The 16,700-nt window shown below is 43.5% G+C and carries 17 protein-coding genes; 3 read left to right on the top strand and 14 right to left on the bottom strand.

Annotated features, from left to right (window positions below; all coding sequences use genetic code 11):
- Positions 1–23: 23 nt before the first annotated feature.
- Positions 24–1,625 (bottom strand): ABC transporter substrate-binding protein, encoded by a 1,602-nt coding sequence (locus Q4519_RS08035; RefSeq protein ID WP_303511443.1) that lies wholly within the window; start codon positions 1,623–1,625, stop codon positions 24–26.
- Positions 1,626–1,689: 64 nt separating this feature from the next.
- Positions 1,690–2,268 carry a hypothetical protein gene (locus tag Q4519_RS08030; RefSeq protein WP_232802186.1) on the bottom strand — a complete coding sequence of 193 codons (579 nt, stop codon included), beginning with the start codon at positions 2,266–2,268 and terminating at the stop codon, positions 1,690–1,692.
- 233 nt (positions 2,269–2,501) lie between these two features.
- Between Q4519_RS08030 and Q4519_RS08025 the strand changes: the two genes are divergently transcribed.
- From Q4519_RS08025 to Q4519_RS08015, 3 genes are all read left to right on the top strand, one after another.
- Positions 2,502–3,761 (top strand): paraquat-inducible protein A, encoded by a 1,260-nt coding sequence (locus tag Q4519_RS08025; protein ID WP_303511441.1) that lies wholly within the window; start codon positions 2,502–2,504, stop codon positions 3,759–3,761.
- 76 nt (positions 3,762–3,837) lie between these two features.
- Positions 3,838–5,442, top strand: coding sequence for an intermembrane transport protein PqiB (gene pqiB / locus Q4519_RS08020; protein WP_303511439.1), 1,605 nt, complete (start codon positions 3,838–3,840; stop codon positions 5,440–5,442).
- Positions 5,442–6,041 carry a membrane integrity-associated transporter subunit PqiC gene (locus Q4519_RS08015; protein WP_303511437.1) on the top strand — a complete coding sequence of 200 codons (600 nt, stop codon included), beginning with the start codon at positions 5,442–5,444 and terminating at the stop codon, positions 6,039–6,041. Before pqiB ends, Q4519_RS08015 begins: the two co-directional genes overlap by 1 nt.
- A 65-nt stretch (positions 6,042–6,106) precedes the next feature.
- Here Q4519_RS08015 and Q4519_RS08010 read toward each other — a convergent pair whose 3' ends face one another.
- From Q4519_RS08010 to Q4519_RS07955, 12 genes are all read right to left on the bottom strand, one after another.
- Complete coding sequence (locus tag Q4519_RS08010; RefSeq protein WP_303511436.1) at positions 6,107–7,381, bottom strand: sodium:proton antiporter; 1,275 nt, start codon at positions 7,379–7,381, stop codon at positions 6,107–6,109.
- Positions 7,382–7,525: 144 nt separating this feature from the next.
- The gene (locus Q4519_RS08005) at positions 7,526–8,023 is read right to left on the bottom strand and encodes a phosphatidylglycerophosphatase A (protein ID WP_232802474.1); all 498 of its coding nucleotides are present in this window, start codon (positions 8,021–8,023) and stop codon (positions 7,526–7,528) included.
- A complete protein-coding gene (gene thiL, locus Q4519_RS08000) occupies positions 8,001–8,978 on the bottom strand; it encodes a thiamine-phosphate kinase (RefSeq protein WP_303511434.1) in 978 nt (325 codons plus the stop codon). Before thiL ends, Q4519_RS08005 begins: the two co-directional genes overlap by 23 nt.
- 59 nt (positions 8,979–9,037) lie before the next feature.
- On the bottom strand, positions 9,038–9,463 hold the full coding sequence (gene nusB / locus Q4519_RS07995; protein WP_232802202.1) for a transcription antitermination factor NusB: 426 nt from the start codon (positions 9,461–9,463) through the stop codon (positions 9,038–9,040).
- Positions 9,464–9,474: 11 nt separating this feature from the next.
- Positions 9,475–9,942: a 6,7-dimethyl-8-ribityllumazine synthase gene (ribE, locus tag Q4519_RS07990; protein ID WP_232802204.1), complete on the bottom strand. Its 468-nt coding sequence runs from the start codon at positions 9,940–9,942 to the stop codon at positions 9,475–9,477.
- A gap of 143 nt (positions 9,943–10,085) precedes the next feature.
- Positions 10,086–11,195 carry a bifunctional 3,4-dihydroxy-2-butanone-4-phosphate synthase/GTP cyclohydrolase II gene (ribBA, locus tag Q4519_RS07985; RefSeq protein ID WP_303511431.1) on the bottom strand — a complete coding sequence of 370 codons (1,110 nt, stop codon included), beginning with the start codon at positions 11,193–11,195 and terminating at the stop codon, positions 10,086–10,088.
- A 12-nt stretch (positions 11,196–11,207) separates the two neighbouring features.
- Complete coding sequence (locus Q4519_RS07980) at positions 11,208–11,867, bottom strand: riboflavin synthase (RefSeq protein WP_303511429.1); 660 nt, start codon at positions 11,865–11,867, stop codon at positions 11,208–11,210.
- Positions 11,868–11,914: 47 nt separating this feature from the next.
- Entirely contained in the window at positions 11,915–13,042 is a 1,128-nt protein-coding gene (gene ribD / locus Q4519_RS07975) for a bifunctional diaminohydroxyphosphoribosylaminopyrimidine deaminase/5-amino-6-(5-phosphoribosylamino)uracil reductase RibD (RefSeq protein WP_303511427.1), read from the bottom strand.
- Positions 13,014–13,463, bottom strand: coding sequence for a transcriptional regulator NrdR (nrdR, locus tag Q4519_RS07970; protein ID WP_232802219.1), 450 nt, complete (start codon positions 13,461–13,463; stop codon positions 13,014–13,016). The genes ribD and nrdR overlap by 29 nt, the downstream gene beginning before the upstream one ends.
- Before the next feature lie 122 nt (positions 13,464–13,585).
- A complete protein-coding gene (gene glyA / locus Q4519_RS07965) occupies positions 13,586–14,839 on the bottom strand; it encodes a serine hydroxymethyltransferase (RefSeq protein WP_303511425.1) in 1,254 nt (417 codons plus the stop codon).
- 502 nt (positions 14,840–15,341) lie between these two features.
- On the bottom strand, positions 15,342–15,965 hold the full coding sequence (locus Q4519_RS07960; RefSeq protein WP_303511423.1) for a superoxide dismutase: 624 nt from the start codon (positions 15,963–15,965) through the stop codon (positions 15,342–15,344).
- Positions 15,966–15,989: 24 nt separating this feature from the next.
- A complete protein-coding gene (locus tag Q4519_RS07955) occupies positions 15,990–16,499 on the bottom strand; it encodes a hypothetical protein (protein ID WP_303511421.1) in 510 nt (169 codons plus the stop codon).
- Positions 16,500–16,700: the final 201 nt, after the last annotated feature.

Raw genomic sequence — 16,700 nt, 5'->3', positions numbered from 1 at the left:
GCCCATTGAAATCAATGGGCTTTTTATTGTCTTCTCGATCGCAGTAAAGGCAAAGAAGGTGGGTTTTCAAACTCATCCACTTGTATATCGCCGAGATACGGCGTGTTATCAGGATTAACCACATCCTTTAAGCGAATATTTTTCTTTGCTGCCCAACCTAGCCTTTCCCAATGTAACGGCACAAATGCGGCATCTTCATAAAGCATGAGTTCAACTTCACGCAATAGCTGTCCCCTTAGCATAGGATCAATTTCACGGTTGGCCTTTATTACATACTCATCTACTTTAGGATTTGAATAATGGCCACAGTTGTATTGCCCCCGCCCCGTATCAATGTTTCGAGTCATGGTTAGGTATTCACTGAAGTTGGCGCTATCTCTGGTATCGGACTGCCAACCTATCATTAAAATATCGGCATTACAGCGATCAAACTCCGGCCAATACTCATTAATGGGGAAAGTGTTTAGGGTTACCTTAATATTAATTTTTTGCAGCATTGCCACCACAGCCTGCGCGACTTTTACATCATTTATATAGCGCCCTTGCGGTGCAATCATGGCGAGATTTAGACCTTTTTCATAACCAGCTTGTTTCATCAACTGACGTGCTTTGGCTAAGTCATAACGTACACTGAGATAAGGGTTATGGCCTACATAGCCAGGTGGGCTTTGCTGGGAAGCGGATGTGGCGAAACCTTGCATCAGCTGTTCGGCGATACCTTGGTTGTTAATGGCATAAATAATGGCTTGACGGACGCGCCGATCTTTTAACGCTGCATTTTGCGATTGATTCAACTGTAAAGAAATTAAGGTCGTTCCAGGCCAAGTTAACGCGGTAAACCTAGGTTGCTCTAATAGACTGATATACTCCTTTGGTGCTACAGGGCTAATCATGTCAACATCACCCGAAAGTAAGGCTGCAAGTCGCGTAGCCGGCTCTCTAATCGGGATCAAGGTTAACTTAGTTATGTTCCCTAATGATTCATGGTCCCAATAATCCTGAAACCGGACTAATCTAAGTTGCATCCCTTTTTCTCGCAGCGCTACTTGGTAAGGTCCTGTTCCCGATACATGAGTGGCAGCGAAGGTATTTCCTTGTTTCACAATTCGGCTCTTATCAAAGCCATTTTCATCAACACCGGTATAAAAATCGGAATCAAGCACAAACAAATAACTGGCAAGTTGATTAACTAAGGGATAGGGCGTTTTTGTGATCAAATCAAAAGTGAGTCCATCAATAATTTTAATATGATCGACTCGCTCAAATAATCCTTTGTAATCAGCACTGCTTTTTAAACGCACTAAGGTCCACTTCACATCGTGGCTAGTAAGTGGGTTACCTGAATGAAACTTAACGTTAGACCTTAATGTAAAGCGCACAGTTAAGGGATCAATTCGCCGCCATTTCTCTGCCAAACGAGGCACATACTGCAGTTTTTGATTACGCCGAATGAGCGGATCAAAGACTAAATGAGAAAACTGAACGATATCTTCAGATAAGCTTTCGTGAATATCTAATGAAACAGGATCATGACTCACGCCAAACGTGATTTCTGCATCGTAGGCAAACACCGAATAACTGAGCATTAAGCTTATCAATCCAATAATGGAAATATATTTTTTCACTACCAATTCCTATTTCCAACTGTTTCGCATATCTTTGTAATTCATATTTTAAGCGGAATGAGAACTACTTAACCTGAACCTTATAATCAGCTAAATCTTGCTTTAGTTGTTTCAAATCAGCGCGTATACCAGGGATTAAATGTTGCTCAACCTCATTGTTGGCCGCGATGACTTGCTCTAGACCTTGTTGCGTACTCAATTGATGCGCCGCCATCTTACGCCAAATACGCTCTATTTGGCGATAATACCGTCGTACGCCAGCTAATAAATGCGAAGGCACTTCCATGGTATTTGCCGAGTATTGCATACTCTTCCAAACATAGTGATCGAGGGTTAAATCATCTCGACTGGGATCATATCGCTTGTATTGGGCTTGCTGCAAAATATCAACCCGCTGCTGCACCAAAACCAAATTATCTTCTAATTCCAGTAACATTGAACGGCGTAGATAATAATTCGCTTCTGTCGTATTAATATCATCAAATGTCATCGCTTGGCGAAAGCCCTCATTTGATGCTAAAAAAACGCCAATAATAGTCGCGACTATCATGCAAACATTGGTGATCCAAAAGCCTGTATTAAGTAAGTCTTGATTGTTAACATGCTTTAATCGCGTACGTAGTCTCGCTTTTTGCTCTGTCATTTACCTCCCTCCAATCAAGCTATCCTAAGTAACTATCATACATAACATTTCACTATCAAAGAAAACAATATCATTTATTTAATAAGCTGGGCTCGGCGCTATCGGCGCTATGAGCACGAGTACGGCTATTCATCTTATGCTAAGCACCCTGCACTGATGTTGAATCTCGCTTATTTAAGTTGCTTGGGTATATACTGTGTCTAATCAACAACTAGAACCAATCACAGCGCGCGATGAAGGAAAGACCAATCAAAAAAATCGAAACAGCTTGCGAAGAATGTGATTCTCTACTCTCTGACACTTATATTCATAGTGGTACTAGCTTGTCATGCCAACGCTGTCATCATACTGTCTCTAGTCGACCGAAACAGCCAGTAGAGCAGCCTTTAGCCTTTGCGCTAACCAGTATATTAATGCTCGCCTTGGCCTACTGCTTTCCTTTTATGAGTTTTAGTGCTTCTGGCGTGACCAAGCAAATCTATTTTTATCAAGCAATGAGTTCATTAGCCGATAACGGCTTTACTCCCATCGCGATTTTTTTATTTTTGTCTCTTACCCTACTCCCCCTCGTTTGCTTAATACTGATTATTTCATTACACCTAAATATGGAGCGAAACACTCCTAATAGAGCGGCTATAAGGCGCTTAAAAATGCTAAAGATAATTAAACCATGGGTCATGGTAGATGTATTTTTAGTCGGGATTCTAGTTGCTCTGATTAAAATTATGTCTATGGCTGAGGTTGGCTTTGGTTTATCTTTTTGGGCGTTTTGTTTGTTTACTTTAGCTTTTCTAAAAACCTTACTCAGCATTGATATGCACTGGCTTTGGCACCAACATGCCGGCCCCCTTAGCCAACATACTATTGAGCAAAGCGCTGCCACCGCCAAAGATGCCAACTTAGCACGTTGTCACCATTGCGGAGAACTTCATCCAACTGCTGATTCACGCTGTCGCCGATGCCATTCAATATTGTCCATTCGAACTCAACATAGCATTCAAAAAACCGTAGCATTACTTATTGCCGCCGCGGTATTTTATATTCCAGCTAATGTATTTCCTATTATGGATACGCGCTTTTTAGGTCAAAGCGAACCTTCCACTATTATCGGCGGCGTTATCTTACTTTGGCAACTTGGCTCTTACCCGGTAGCATTGGTGATATTTTTAGCTAGTGTTATGATCCCAATAGCTAAAATGCTAGCGATTGCTTGGTTATGTTGTACTGCAACACGAAACAAGCCAGAACACGCCAGTATGCAACTTAAAGTATATCGTATTACTGAAACCATTGGCCGCTGGTCAATGATTGACGTTTTCGTTGTCGCTATTTTAGTTGCTTTAGTGCACCTCGATGGTTTGGTCGTAGTGTATCCAGGCAATGCTGCTTTATCCTTTGCCATGGTTGTTGGCCTTACTATGCTATCAGCCCTTTCATTTGATCCTCGCATCATTTGGGATCCCTCACCCACTTCGGAGCAAAAATCGTGTTAAACAATCAACTTGAGATAACCTCTAACGTTTGCCCTCGGTTTATCGGAAGCCCATTCTCTTCTGTGGAGCAAAAATCGTGTTAGAAAATAAACCTGAACGCATGTCTAAAGTTTGGCTAGTGCCATTACTGGCGCTGATGATTGGCGGATGGATGTTGTATCAACACATTTCCAGTCAAGGTTCCTTGATTCACTTAGAAATCAGCAATGCTGAAGGCCTCGAAGCAGGAAAAACCAAGGTTAAATCCCTCAGTGTTGAGATTGGTTTAGTTGAGGCCATTGAGCTAAGTGATGATTACAGCAAAGCCATTTTAAGTGTAAGAATTGACCCTCACGCAGAAAAAATGTTGGTAGAAGATTCTGTATTCTGGGTAGTTAAACCACGAGTAGGTACCACAGGCGTATCTGGTTTAGGTACCTTGTTCTCTGGCGCTTATTTAGAGCTCAAACCGGGCAGTAATAGCAAACGAATCAGCAAATTCCAGGTCATGGAGAACCCACCTTTAATCAGTTCTGATACGAAAGGGCTACGCTTACGTTTAACCAATAATGCCAATAAAGCATTATCAGATGGCGCGCCTATCAACTTTCGCGGTTTTGAAGTGGGGCGAATTGAAACCGTCTCTTATGATATTGAAAGTCGCCAGACTCAATACGATATTTTTATTTTTTCTCCTTATGATGCCTTAATCACCAGTAACACTCGTTTTTGGATGAAACCAGGGGTTTCCCTAAACCTTGATGCTAAAGGTATTCAGTTTGAAATGGACTCACTTGAAAGTGTGATTACCGGTGGCATCACATTTGGTTTACCTGCAGGTTGGGAGCCTGGCGAAACCATTAGTGAAAACAGTCAATTTTATCTGTTCACCGATGAAGCCACTATTTTAACTGAGTCTTACGATAACTATATTGAATATGTACTGTTTTTTGACGAATCTATTGCTGGCCTAAATGTTGGCTCACCCGTGCAATTTAAAGGCATTCAAGTCGGACAAGTTAAGGAGATTCCTTACCTTAAGTTGGCGCCCAATTATCAATATGAATTCCAAGACATGATCCCAGTATTAATTAGAATTGAGCTGGATCGTTGGCGCACCACTAATAATGGCAACGTGGAGTACTGGCATAAAGTAATAGATAGGATGCTTAATCGCGGTCTTCATGCCCGTTTAAAAACAGCAAACCTGCTTACGGGAGCAAGGCTTATCGATCTTTCGGTACAAGAGGACGCGGTCAGCGATCCCAATCAACTCAAGTTAGCCCAGCAGCTAAAGGTTAAGATCATTCCAACCATGAAAGGCGGTTTTGACCAACTAGAGCAAAAAGTAAGCCAATTACTCGATAAAATTAATAACCTTGAGATTGAGACAACTATCCATAATGCCAACGCCTTGTTAAAAACAACCGAACAATCAATGCGTGCCATTGATCGGATGATGACTAACGAAGAAACCCAAAGCCTACCAAAAGAGTTTAATAATACCTTAGTGCAAGCTAACGAAACTTTACGCAGCTACTCTAAAGATTCACAATTACATAAAGATCTCAGTCAAACGGTACGTGCCCTAGAGCAATCATTGCGTGAGCTACAACCCTTCTTACGTAAAATTAGTGCCAAACCTAACGCTATTATTTTTGATGGAAAACCCCAACGCGACCCTCGCTTGGAGAATAAATAATGAAGAAGTTAAATCTAGCCACCATAACTATTATTAGTGCCAGTTTAATAGGATGTAGTCAAACACCAGCGCTACCGAGTCATTACTATGCCTTAGGCGCTGATGATTTGTCGGTTGCGGCTGTCACGCCAGCTAGCCAGGGTACCTTGGTACTCAAGCCAGTTGAGCTGCCCGATTATTTAAACAGTAATGGCGTGGTTATGCAGCTCGATGACAACCAAGTTCATATTGCCGAGCAGCACTTATGGGCAGGCGCATTAAATCAGCAATTAGATCGACTGAGCAATGAAGCGATGGCTTTGTATTTACCGCAGTGGAGTGTGGTGGAAAGTGCAGAGTTTTACCCCGAATCAGACCAGCAATATTGGATCCTGTCGATTTCAGTTAATCGCTTTCAAGGCCGCTTACAAGGGGTCGCAGTAGCCTCGGGACAGTGGAATTTAGTGGCTCCCAATGGCAAAGTAATTAAAGACGAGCGCTTTAATTATCAGCTTGATGTACCCAGTAAAGACTACCCAGGCATTGTTGAAAAACTAAAAACGAACTGGCTAACATTAAATCGTGATATTGCCATACAACTCAATCAAGCGGCTCAATAGCTAAAAAAACAGGGCATCTTAAATGCCCTGTTTTGTTATTGATTAGTTCATATTATTTAGATTAGTTAAGATTTTTCCAGTACTTTGGCGCGCTCTATCATACCAGTGATGGTGGAGCCTTGGACTAAGATAGAAAATACTACAACTGAGTAGGTCATAACCAAAATAATCTCTCTAACATCAATGCCTTTTTCGGGTAACACCATCACACCAGCAGGTATCGCCATGGCCATGGCTAACGCCAGACCGCCACGTAGCCCGCCCCAAGTTAGAATTTTTACCGATAAAGAATTATAAGTACGAAAGCGATTAAAGCCTAAATAGCAAAAACGAACACTTAAATAACGTGCAATTAACACCAATGGGATGGCAAGTGCCATTAAGACCCAATCTTCACTATGGAATGAGAAAGTCAGCATCGTTAAACCAATCAACAGAAATAGCACCCCGTTTAAAAATTCGTCTACCAGTTCCCAAAAATGATCTAGATGATCTTGGCTTTCCTTTGAAAAGCCAGTTTCACGGGTCCAGTTACCAATAATAATGCCGACCACCACCATCGCTAGTGGGCCTGAAACGTGCAGCTGGTCGGCAATAACATAACCTGCCGTTGGAATACAAAATGTCAGTAACAGTTCCATTGAGTGATCATTAGTCGCACTGATTAAATAGTGGAAAATTAAACCGAGCACAAAGCCATAAGCAATGCCGCCTAATGCTTCTTGAGCAAACAAAGCCGCTACACTGCTAACCGTTGGCACTTCAGTGCCAAACGCAATGGTAAATAAGGTCACAAAAATAACTAAGCCAAAACCATCATTAAAGAGTGACTCACCTTCAATTTGAGTTGAGATTCGTTGTGGCGCATTCATCTTCTTCACGATAGCCAGCACGGCGATGGGATCGGTAGGTGAAATAAGCGCACCAAACAGCAAGCAATAAATAAAACTAAGCGGAATACCTATGGCTTGGCAACCAAAATAAAGCACAATGCCAATAAAGAAGGTCGACACTAATGTCGCCACGAGGGCCAGTACTGTGATCTCCCATTTTTGGTCTCGCATATGGGATAACTCAATACCTAAACCACCAGCAAAGAGTAGGAAACCTAAAATCCCTTTAAGTAGGAAACTCTCGAAATCAATGTCGGTAATAACTTGTGCGGCCACATCCTCGAGATGAAACCAACTATTTTGACCTGCGATAACAATAATCAGTGACAGTAAAATTGAGCCCGCAGTGATCGCAATCGTGGTCTGCATTTTACCAATTTTATGGTTAACAAACGCAATCAATATCGCCACAAGCCCGAAGTAACATAAGGTATTATAAATAGGCATACTCACCCTCAGGTGAATTAATGGTTAACTGGGTGTCAAAATATAAGGGGTGAGGCAGTTAAGATCTAGTAAATTTTGTGTTCAATTAAGTTAATACTATTGTCAACTAAATCACTGCCTGAAAAAAGGGCGCTTTGTAAAATTTTATGCTAAATACATCGCTAATAGCTGCATACTGGCGAGTGCGGCAACCCCTGCTAAAACATCATCTAACATAATTCCAAGACCACCATGCACATGTTTATCAAGCCAGCTAATGGGCCAAGGTTTAAGTACATCAAAAAAACGAAACAAAACAAAACCAATAACCAGCCAAACCCAACCTGCTGGCGCAGCCAACATAGTGATCCAAAAGCCAACAAACTCATCCCACACAATCGCTTTATGATCGTGCACCCCCATGTCGCGGCTAGTTTGATGGCAACACCAAAAACCCAGTAGCGTTGCCGTCACCAACACACCCACATAAACCGACACGCTCAGCTGAGCCAATACTAAATAAAAAGGAATAGCAGCCAATGTGCCAAAAGTGCCGGGGGCTTTAGGCGCAAGGCCACTGCCAAAACCAACCGCCAGCAAGTGTAATGGATTGCTCAGTTTCAACCCTACCAAATCGGCTCTATTTTTTATCACTAAAATGATCCCAACCAGCAAGTGGTAGCTGGTAATTTTGATTGTCCAATTTAAGCGTTAGCTCAGGCTTCCCTGCCACTAAACGCCCGATACAAGTAAGGGGAACGCCAGCATTACCCGCGATTACTTCAATTTGGCTTTTTTGCTCTTCGGGCACAGTAAACAGTAATTCGTAATCGTCACCGCCGGCTAAACAGCGCTGACAAGCTGCTTCAAATGAAAGGGCGTTCACAATATCGATGTTAAGAGGCAACTTTTCTAGATGAATGTCAGCACCGCAGTGAGAAGCGGTCAATATATGACCTAAGTCCTGTGCCAAGCCATCAGAAATATCAATACATGCTGATGCTAATCCACGCAGCGCGGTGCCAATGACCACCCTTGGCGTAGGTTGCTGTAAGCGATCAATACAATGTTGTTGCGTGTCTTTTGACAAGCCATTGGCAGCTAACCCTTGTAGCAACAGCAAGCCTAACGACGCTTCGCCGGGTTGGCCTGATACATAGATCCAGTCACCCGCTTTGGCTTGGTGACGCGTTAAAGCAGTACCTTCAGGCACATGGCCGTGTACGGTGACGGTAATACTTAACGGTCCTTTAGTGGTATCGCCGCCAACTAACTGCATACCGTAATACTCAGCTAGGGCTAGAAAGCCCTGCGCAAATTCACTTAGCCAAGCCTCGTCTAACTCAGGTAAGGTAATGGCTAAAGAAACCCAAGCAGGCGTCGCGCCCATTGCCGCTAAATCACTGATATTAACAGCTAACGCTTTGTGCCCTAAGGCCCGCGGATCGACGTCAGCAAAAAAATGTACGCCCGATACTAAGGTGTCAGTGCTCACTGCAAGTTGTGCCTTTGCCGGCATACAGAGTAAGGCGCAATCATCACCAATACCAAGTACCACATCTTTGCGCTGAGTCACTTGCTGAAAGAAATACTTATCGATTAAATCAAATTCGCTCATAGCTACCACATAAAAAAGCCAGCAAAATGCTGGCTGTTATTGAGCTGTTTTTGCTCAGCTTATTTGTCTGATTGACGCATTTTTTGACTAACTGCGTACTTATCTAATACACCATTGACGTATTTATGGCTTTCATCAGTAGCAAAATCTTTAGCTAATTCAATCGCTTCGTTAATAACTACTTTGTATGGGATATCACTACGCTTGGTTAACTCAAACATAGCTAAACGCAATATAGCTTTGTCAACCTGATCCATATCGTTTAGCTTTCGCGCTAAATAAGGAGCAAGTATTTTATCCAGTTCTTCACAGTGTTGTATTACACCCGACACTAAATCGCGGAAGTAATCTAAATCTGTTTTGGCCAAATCTTGATCAATCAAAAACTGGTCAATGATATTGGCTACGTTGGCTTGCGTCATTTGCCATTGATAAATAGCTTGTACAGCAAACTGGCGCGCACGGCGTCTTTCAGCGGGTTTCACAGGGCAATTCCTTAATCTAGCTGAGCTAAAACATTAACCATTTCTAACGCGCCTAAAGCAGCTTCGCTGCCTTTGTTACCCGCCTTGGTACCAGCACGCTCAATGGCTTGTTCAATGGTGTCAGTGGTTAACACACCAAAAGCCACTGGCACATCATAGTCCATTGATACCTGTGCCAAACCTTTATTACATTCACCAGCCACAAAATCAAAATGCGGGGTACCGCCACGGATCACACAGCCTAATGCAATAATAGCATCGTATTTTTTACTTGCCGCTACGCGTTTAGTGGCCAGTGGCAATTCAACTGCACCCGGTACGCGTACAACGGTGATGTTTTCATCTTTCACTTGACCTGAACGCTTAAGCGTATCCAGAGCGCCAGCTAGTAAGCTTTCATTAATAAAGCTATTAAAGCGAGAAATTACAATGGCAACCTTTGCATTTGGCGCCGCAATCACACCTTCAATCACATTCATTTCAGATCCTGTTTCTTAACTTATAAATCGGCGCGATTCTAGCATAGATCAAACGCAGATTTCAGACATAAAACGTCTACTCAATAAAAATAATCACCCAAGCCAACAGGCTCAAGTGAAACCGGTATAGTATTTTGCTTAGTTTACTCGCTAATGTATTCCACCACTTCTAAACCAAAGCCTGAAAGCGCGTGGTATTTTTTCGGTGAGCTCAACAAACGCATTTTATTCACGCCCAAATCGGCTAAGATTTGCGAACCTACACCAACACGGCGACTCGCACCTTGAGGTTTAGCGACAGCACGTGTTTCACCGGCATCTTCAGCTTGGTAATGCTTCATACGCTCAATCAGCTGCGCTGAGCTTTCTTCGTTACCTAGCACCACCAGTACACCACCTTCTTTGGCGATGCGCGCCATGGCTTGCGCCAAGGGCCAAGTTTGTGGCGCTTGGCGGTCTGACAATAACACATCGCCCATCACGCTCTGCAAATGCACGCGAACCAGCGTTGGGTCGCTAGCATTAATATCACCCTTAACTAATGCAAAGTGGGCTTGATTGTCGATAGTGTCTTGGTAAGTCACTAAATCAAACTCGCCATATGCTGTCGGCAATTTACATTGTGCTACGCGCTCTATGGTGGTTTCGTTATTATTACGGTATTCAATTAAGTCAGCCACTGTGCCTAATTTTAAGTCATGCTTTTTCGCAAACGCTTCTAGATCAGGACGACGCGCCATGGTGCCATCTTCATTTAGGATTTCAACAATGACACCCGCTGGCGAAAAGCCGGCTAAGCGCGCTAAATCACAGCCTGCTTCAGTGTGACCCGCGCGGGTTAACACACCGCCATTTTGCGCTTTTAGTGGGAAAATATGGCCTGGCATAACAATATCATTAGGAGTGGCATTGGGTGCCACTGCGGCTTGTACAGTCACCGCGCGATCGGCAGCACTGATACCGGTTGTTACGCCCTCAGCTGCTTCAATCGACACAGTAAAATTAGTTGAAAATGCAGCGCTATTGTGATCAACCATTAATGGCAGCTTTAGTTGCGCACAGCGCTCTTCGGTCAAAGTTAAGCAGACTAAACCACGGCCATAGGTCGCCATAAAATTGATGGCTTCTGGGGTCACAGCATCAGCCGCCATGATCAAATCGCCTTCATTTTCACGGTCTTCATCATCCATTAAAATGACCATTTTACCGGCGCGAAGGTCTTCAATTATTTCTTCTATTGTATTAAGTGCCATGACGACTTTCCCTTATTTTAAGAAACCTGACTCTGCTAACAAACTCATGGTAACACCTGACGGTGCCTTTTCTGCGGCTTTATCGCCTAATAATAAACGCTCTAAATAACGTGCAATTAAGTCAACTTCAAGGTTCACTTGAGTGCCCGCTTTAAAATGGGTAATAGTAGTTTCACCGCTGGTGTGAGGCACGATAGTCAACTTAAACTCACAACCATTAACCTCATTTACCGTTAAGCTAATGCCATCAACGGTAATGGAGCCTTTGTGGGCAATATATTTAGCCAACTCAGGTGGACAGCTTAACCAAAACTCTGTGGCACGGCCTAAGTCATGCCGAGAAATAACTGTTGCCACGCCATCAACATGGCCGCTAACAATATGGCCACCAAAACGAGATTGCGGCATCATGGCTTTTTCTAGGTTCACCAAGCTGCCTACTTTGGCATGGGCAAAGCTACTTAATTTAAGGGTTTCCACACTTAAATCAGCACTAAAGCTATTTGCCCCAAGGTCGGTGACCGTTAAACACACACCATTCGTGGCGATACTGTCACCCAATTGCACGTCTGATAAATCCAGCTTGCCAGTATTGACCGTTAAACTAATGTCTTTACCTGTGGGTTTAATTTTACTTATGCTTCCCACTGCCGCCACGATTCCAGTAAACATGTTTCACCTGTCTTTCAATGATTGCCGCTTGTAGCGACACCTATTCGTTATTGTTTGGGTACGCAAATTAATCTTAAGTCTGGACCAATTAAATCAACTTGCTTAAGGCTTAACTCTGGTACTTGGCTCATTTGCGTATATTCGGGTAAGTCTACTAAACCTCGGCTACTCGAGCCCATTAGTTTCGGCGCTTGATACAAAATAAACTCATCAACCAGATTTTCAGCCAATAGCGCGCCCGCTAATGTTTGCCCAGCTTCGACCCAAACACTGTTAAATGATAGCTTGGCTAGCTTTAGCATCAATTGTGATAAACAAACATGGCCATTTTGCTCTGCAATCACAAGGGTCTTGGCTTGGGTATTTTTATGCTCGCTACTGGCCACCAGAAAAGTATCCCCCGGCAAGCCAAATAGTTGATAGTGCTGATCAAGCTGCTGGCGATTATCAATGACCACCCGCGCAGGCTGGCGCAGCTGATCTTGACTAATTATCGAATGCAGTGGGGTAAGCTCTGACCAACGCACATTCAATGAGGGATTATCTGCAACCACAGTGCCTGAGCCCGATAAAATCACATCGCTTTTGGCGCGAAACAGCTGCACATCAGCACGCGCTTCACTGCTGGTTATCCATTTACTTTGACCATTTTTTAACGCAGTGCGACCATCTAAGCTAGCGGCTAATTTTAGCCTTACAAAGGGGCGCCCGTGTTGGCGGCGAAACCATAAATCATGATTAAGCGCCTTTGCTTCTGATTCAAGTAGGCCGATTGCAACGGCAATATTGCCTTGTTCACATACGTTGCGCCATTCAGTTTGCTCAGGCTCAAGTAAACAAGCCAGCTGCAACTGTTTAATGCCTAACGTCACTAGGATTTGTGCTAGTTCATGACTGGGCTCAGAGGTTAAATAAACCGTATCGCAATCTTGTTCAGAGCGCAGCAAAGCTTGTGCTTGCTGGCAAATAGCACAGGGCTCTATTGAGGTTTTTCGGGCGCTGCTTGCGACCACGTTACCAGCGAAGGTAAACACCCCGGCAAAGTTAGCCGCAGGAGCTGTGGTATAAATGCCCGTCGCTGCAAGCTCAATGGCTTGCGCCATTAAACGGCGCTCTAAGGTCTGGTTAGAAGTGTCAGACAAGGTGTTATTTTTCCAGCTTGGCGATTTCTTCACCAAATTCTTTCACGTCTTTAAATGAGCGATACACAGAAGCAAAGCGTACATAAGCCACTTTATCTAAATTTTTCAACGCTTCCATGACTAGCTCACCAAGCATTTTTGATGGCACTTCTCGCTCACCTGTCGCGCGTAATTGCGACATTATTTGATTCACTGCTTTATCGACAGCTTCGGTAGAAACGGGACGTTTTTCTAATGCGCGATGCACGCCACCCATTAACTTATCTTCGTTAAACGGCTCGCGGCTGCCATCGGATTTAATGATCCTTGGCATCACCAACTCGGCTGATTCAAAGGTAGTAAAGCGCTCTTTACACTGATTACATTCGCGACGACGACGAACCTGATGACCATCAGACACCAAGCGGGAATCAATCACTTTGGTGTCTTGAACACCACAAAAAGGGCAATGCATCAAAAATCCCTAATAATCAGTAAGCAAACAGGCGTTCAGTTTACCACTTACTGCATAAAAAAAAAGGCTGCCCTTGGGGCAGCCTCTATTGCAGTCATAATGCGAAACTAATCTTGGATTAATTAAGCGTAAACAGGGTTCGCTTTACAAAGCGCAACCACTTTACCTTTAACCGCTTCAATAACCGACTCGTCATTGATGTTGTCTAGTACGTCACACATCCAACCCGCTAATGCTTTCGCGTCGTCAACTTTAACGCCACGACGTGTTAGTGCTGGTGTACCAATACGTAGACCAGAAGTCACGAACGGTGAGCGAGGATCGTTTGGTACTGAGTTTTTGTTTACAGTGATGTTCGCGCGGCCTAGGGCTGCATCCGCATCTTTACCTGTGTATTCTTTGTCGATTAGGTCAACAAGGAATAAGTGGTTGTCAGTGCCGTCAGAAACAATTTTAAAACCACGTGCTTTAAATACTTCAACCATGGCTTTAGCGTTGTCTAGAACGCCTTGCTGGTAAGCTTTAAATTCTGGCTCCATCGCTTCTTTAAATGCAACCGCTTTTGCCGCGATAACGTGCATTAAAGGACCACCTTGACCGCCAGGGAATACTGCTGAGTTTAGTTTCTTCTCAATTTCTTCGTTAGCTTTAGCAAGGATAAGACCACCACGTGGACCCGCTAATGTTTTATGCGTTGTGGTTGTGGTTACGTCAGCAATTTGCACTGGGTTAGGGTAAAGACCCGCCGCCACTAGACCTGCTACGTGTGCCATATCAACAAATAGGTAAGCACCTACTTTGTCTGCGATATCGCGAAAACGTTGCCAATCAACAATGCCTGAGTATGCAGAGAAACCAGCAACAACCATTTTTGGCTTATGCTCAACCGCTAGGCGCTCGATTTCGTCGTAATCTAGTTTGCCCGTTACAGGGTCAATGCCGTATTGAACAGCGTTGTAGATTTTACCTGAAGAGCTTACTGATGCACCGTGAGTCAAGTGACCACCGTGTGCTAGGCTCATGCCTAAAATAGTGTCGCCTGGGTTAAGCAGCGCTTGGTAAACAGCAGCGTTTGCTTGAGAGCCTGCGTGCGGCTGCACGTTAGCGTAATCAGCACCAAACAGCTCTTTAGCACGGTCAATCGCTAATTGTTCAGCGATATCAACATATTCACAACCACCGTAGTAACGCTTGTAAGGGTAACCTTCAGCGTATTTGTTAGTCAGTTGGCTGCCTTGCGCTTCCATTACACGTGGGCTGGTATAGTTTTCTGACGCGATTAATTCAATGTGTTCTTCTTGACGAACCACTTCATTGGTCATGGATTCCCATAACTCTGGATCATAATCGGCTATGTTCATATCACGCTTAAGCATCCGTATCTCCTGACTAAATGCAAATTACAACTGAGTTGACAACGATGTTTACAACTTTGTTCAGTTTTGAAGCTGCGTATTTTACCTGCACTGGCTCACATTTCCCAGCCCCAAATGTTGAATAAATCTCATCAAAAAAATGAATTGAATTAATAGAGTGCTCACGATGAGAATTTATGTAGGTACAACTCAGAAAGAAAGTGACTTTTAAGGTGGTGTGATGCTTAAAACAAAAAGCACCCCAAGGGGCTTTATGACCTATACCCAAGCTACCTCAATATGCAGGATTCAGAGCCTCTCATTCTGTTTAGTTTGAGGCAAAAAACGAAGTCGGGCTGAGTCTCTTGCGAGGCTTTTTAACAAAAAATGAACATAAGGAACAGCTTACAAATAGCTAATTTTGTAGACTGTTAACTTGGTTGCTGATTTTCAACCTAGAATAACTACACCTCAAATCAGCGCCCTGCCTAACCGCCCACAAATTTTCGTTGGACAAGTATCTTCAGGTAACGTGGGTATATCGCGCAGCAAGGTACCGCTGATTAACCTGTGGCCAATCAACCACGTTATAAAAAGCATTAATATATTCAGGACGGCGGTTTTGATACTTAAGGTAATACGCATGCTCCCAAACATCTAACGCTAAAATAGGCTGATTGCCCCACATCAGTGGGCTATCTTGGTTTGGAGAGCTTTCCACCAACAACTGTCCCGTTGACGTCACGCAAAGCCATGCCCAACCACTGCCAAAGCGTTTCAGTGCAGCTTGAGTAAAAGCCTCTTTGAAAGCATCAAACCCGCCTAAATCAGCGACCATTGCTTGTGCTAACTCCCCGTCAGGTTCACCACCACCTTGTGGTGACATCACTTGCCAAAACAGGGAGTGGTTAGCATGACCACCGCCGTGATCACGCACGACAGGCTTAAGCGCCTGTGGCAATTGCTCATACTGAGACAACACCTCCTCAATGGTTTTATCAGCCAACGCAGTGTCTGCTAAGGCCGCATTAATATTATTTACATAAGTATGGTGATGCAAAGTATGATGAATTTCCATAGTTCGCGCATCAATATGGGGCTCCAATGCATCATACGAATAGCCAAGCTCGGGTAATAAATACGCCATTATGAATCCTTAAATTAAGCGAGGTTAATGAAGTGTAACTTGTCCCATCAGTAGTGATGATATTGCTGGGTCATGATGTTGTTTGACCATGACATATGGCTCCAACATCAGCCATTGTTGGTAACATTTTTGACCATGACGCGCGGCGGTATTACTAATAAAAATATTGTGGTGATGTGCTAAACGTAACATTGCTTCATACGCAGCATAAAGCTGGCAAGCCGCTTGCTGATAAAGATTTTGCGCCACAAAGCAATCGGCAATGTTATGCATCGTAACCACCCAAGCTGCTAATAAATCAGCAAATTCATTCTGATCATTTTTAGCTAACTCGGTTTGTAATAACAAGGTCATACCTTGTGCTGATAGCTTTTCTGCGTGTTGGTATTCGCTCAAGGCTTGTTGATACTGAGTGGCTTGGAAGGCTTGATTACCTTGCACTATCACCTGCTGCCAATGCGACAAAATACTTTGTTCAACATTCACCGAAGCAAAATAACGAGCGGACTGTTGCAAAAATAGTTTACTGGACATAATTCACACCTGAGTAGACAAGTAGGCTAAAGGTATCACACCCTAATGAAAATGAGAACAATTTAGATTTGCATTTTATTTAAACCAAGTCTTGGATGAGGGAAATACTACGCTTTCCTGCAAAAACGCTGCTTATATGTCACTATAAGTTTTGCGTTTTCATCCCTGAAAACGAAATTTTGCTGTAAAACATACTTTATT

This window comes from Motilimonas sp. 1_MG-2023 (genome assembly GCF_030547455.1).
Taxonomy (GTDB): Bacteria; Pseudomonadota; Gammaproteobacteria; order Enterobacterales; family CBDFNC01; genus Motilimonas.
The sequence above is the reverse complement of the archived record's forward strand: the minus strand, read 5'-3'. Positions and strand labels throughout refer to the sequence as shown.

Excerpts from the sequence above, each read along its gene's own strand:
- Q4519_RS08030 (WP_232802186.1), bottom strand. The coding sequence starts at position 2,268 with ATGACAGAGCAAAAAGCGAGACTACGTACGCGATTAAAGCATGTTAAC.
- Q4519_RS08025 (WP_303511441.1), top strand. The coding sequence starts at position 2,502 with ATGAAGGAAAGACCAATCAAAAAAATCGAAACAGCTTGCGAAGAATGT.
- Q4519_RS08015 (WP_303511437.1), top strand. The coding sequence starts at position 5,442 with ATGAAGAAGTTAAATCTAGCCACCATAACTATTATTAGTGCCAGTTTA.
- Q4519_RS08010 (WP_303511436.1), bottom strand. The coding sequence starts at position 7,381 with ATGCCTATTTATAATACCTTATGTTACTTCGGGCTTGTGGCGATATTG.
- thiL (WP_303511434.1), bottom strand. The coding sequence starts at position 8,978 with ATGAGCGAATTTGATTTAATCGATAAGTATTTCTTTCAGCAAGTGACT.
- ribE (WP_232802204.1), bottom strand. The coding sequence starts at position 9,942 with ATGAATGTGATTGAAGGTGTGATTGCGGCGCCAAATGCAAAGGTTGCC.
- ribBA (WP_303511431.1), bottom strand. The coding sequence starts at position 11,195 with ATGGCACTTAATACAATAGAAGAAATAATTGAAGACCTTCGCGCCGGT.
- Q4519_RS07980 (WP_303511429.1), bottom strand. The coding sequence starts at position 11,867 with ATGTTTACTGGAATCGTGGCGGCAGTGGGAAGCATAAGTAAAATTAAA.
- nrdR (WP_232802219.1), bottom strand. The coding sequence starts at position 13,463 with ATGCATTGCCCTTTTTGTGGTGTTCAAGACACCAAAGTGATTGATTCC.
- glyA (WP_303511425.1), bottom strand. The coding sequence starts at position 14,839 with ATGCTTAAGCGTGATATGAACATAGCCGATTATGATCCAGAGTTATGG.
- Q4519_RS07960 (WP_303511423.1), bottom strand. The coding sequence starts at position 15,965 with ATGGCGTATTTATTACCCGAGCTTGGCTATTCGTATGATGCATTGGAG.
- Q4519_RS07955 (WP_303511421.1), bottom strand. The coding sequence starts at position 16,499 with ATGTCCAGTAAACTATTTTTGCAACAGTCCGCTCGTTATTTTGCTTCG.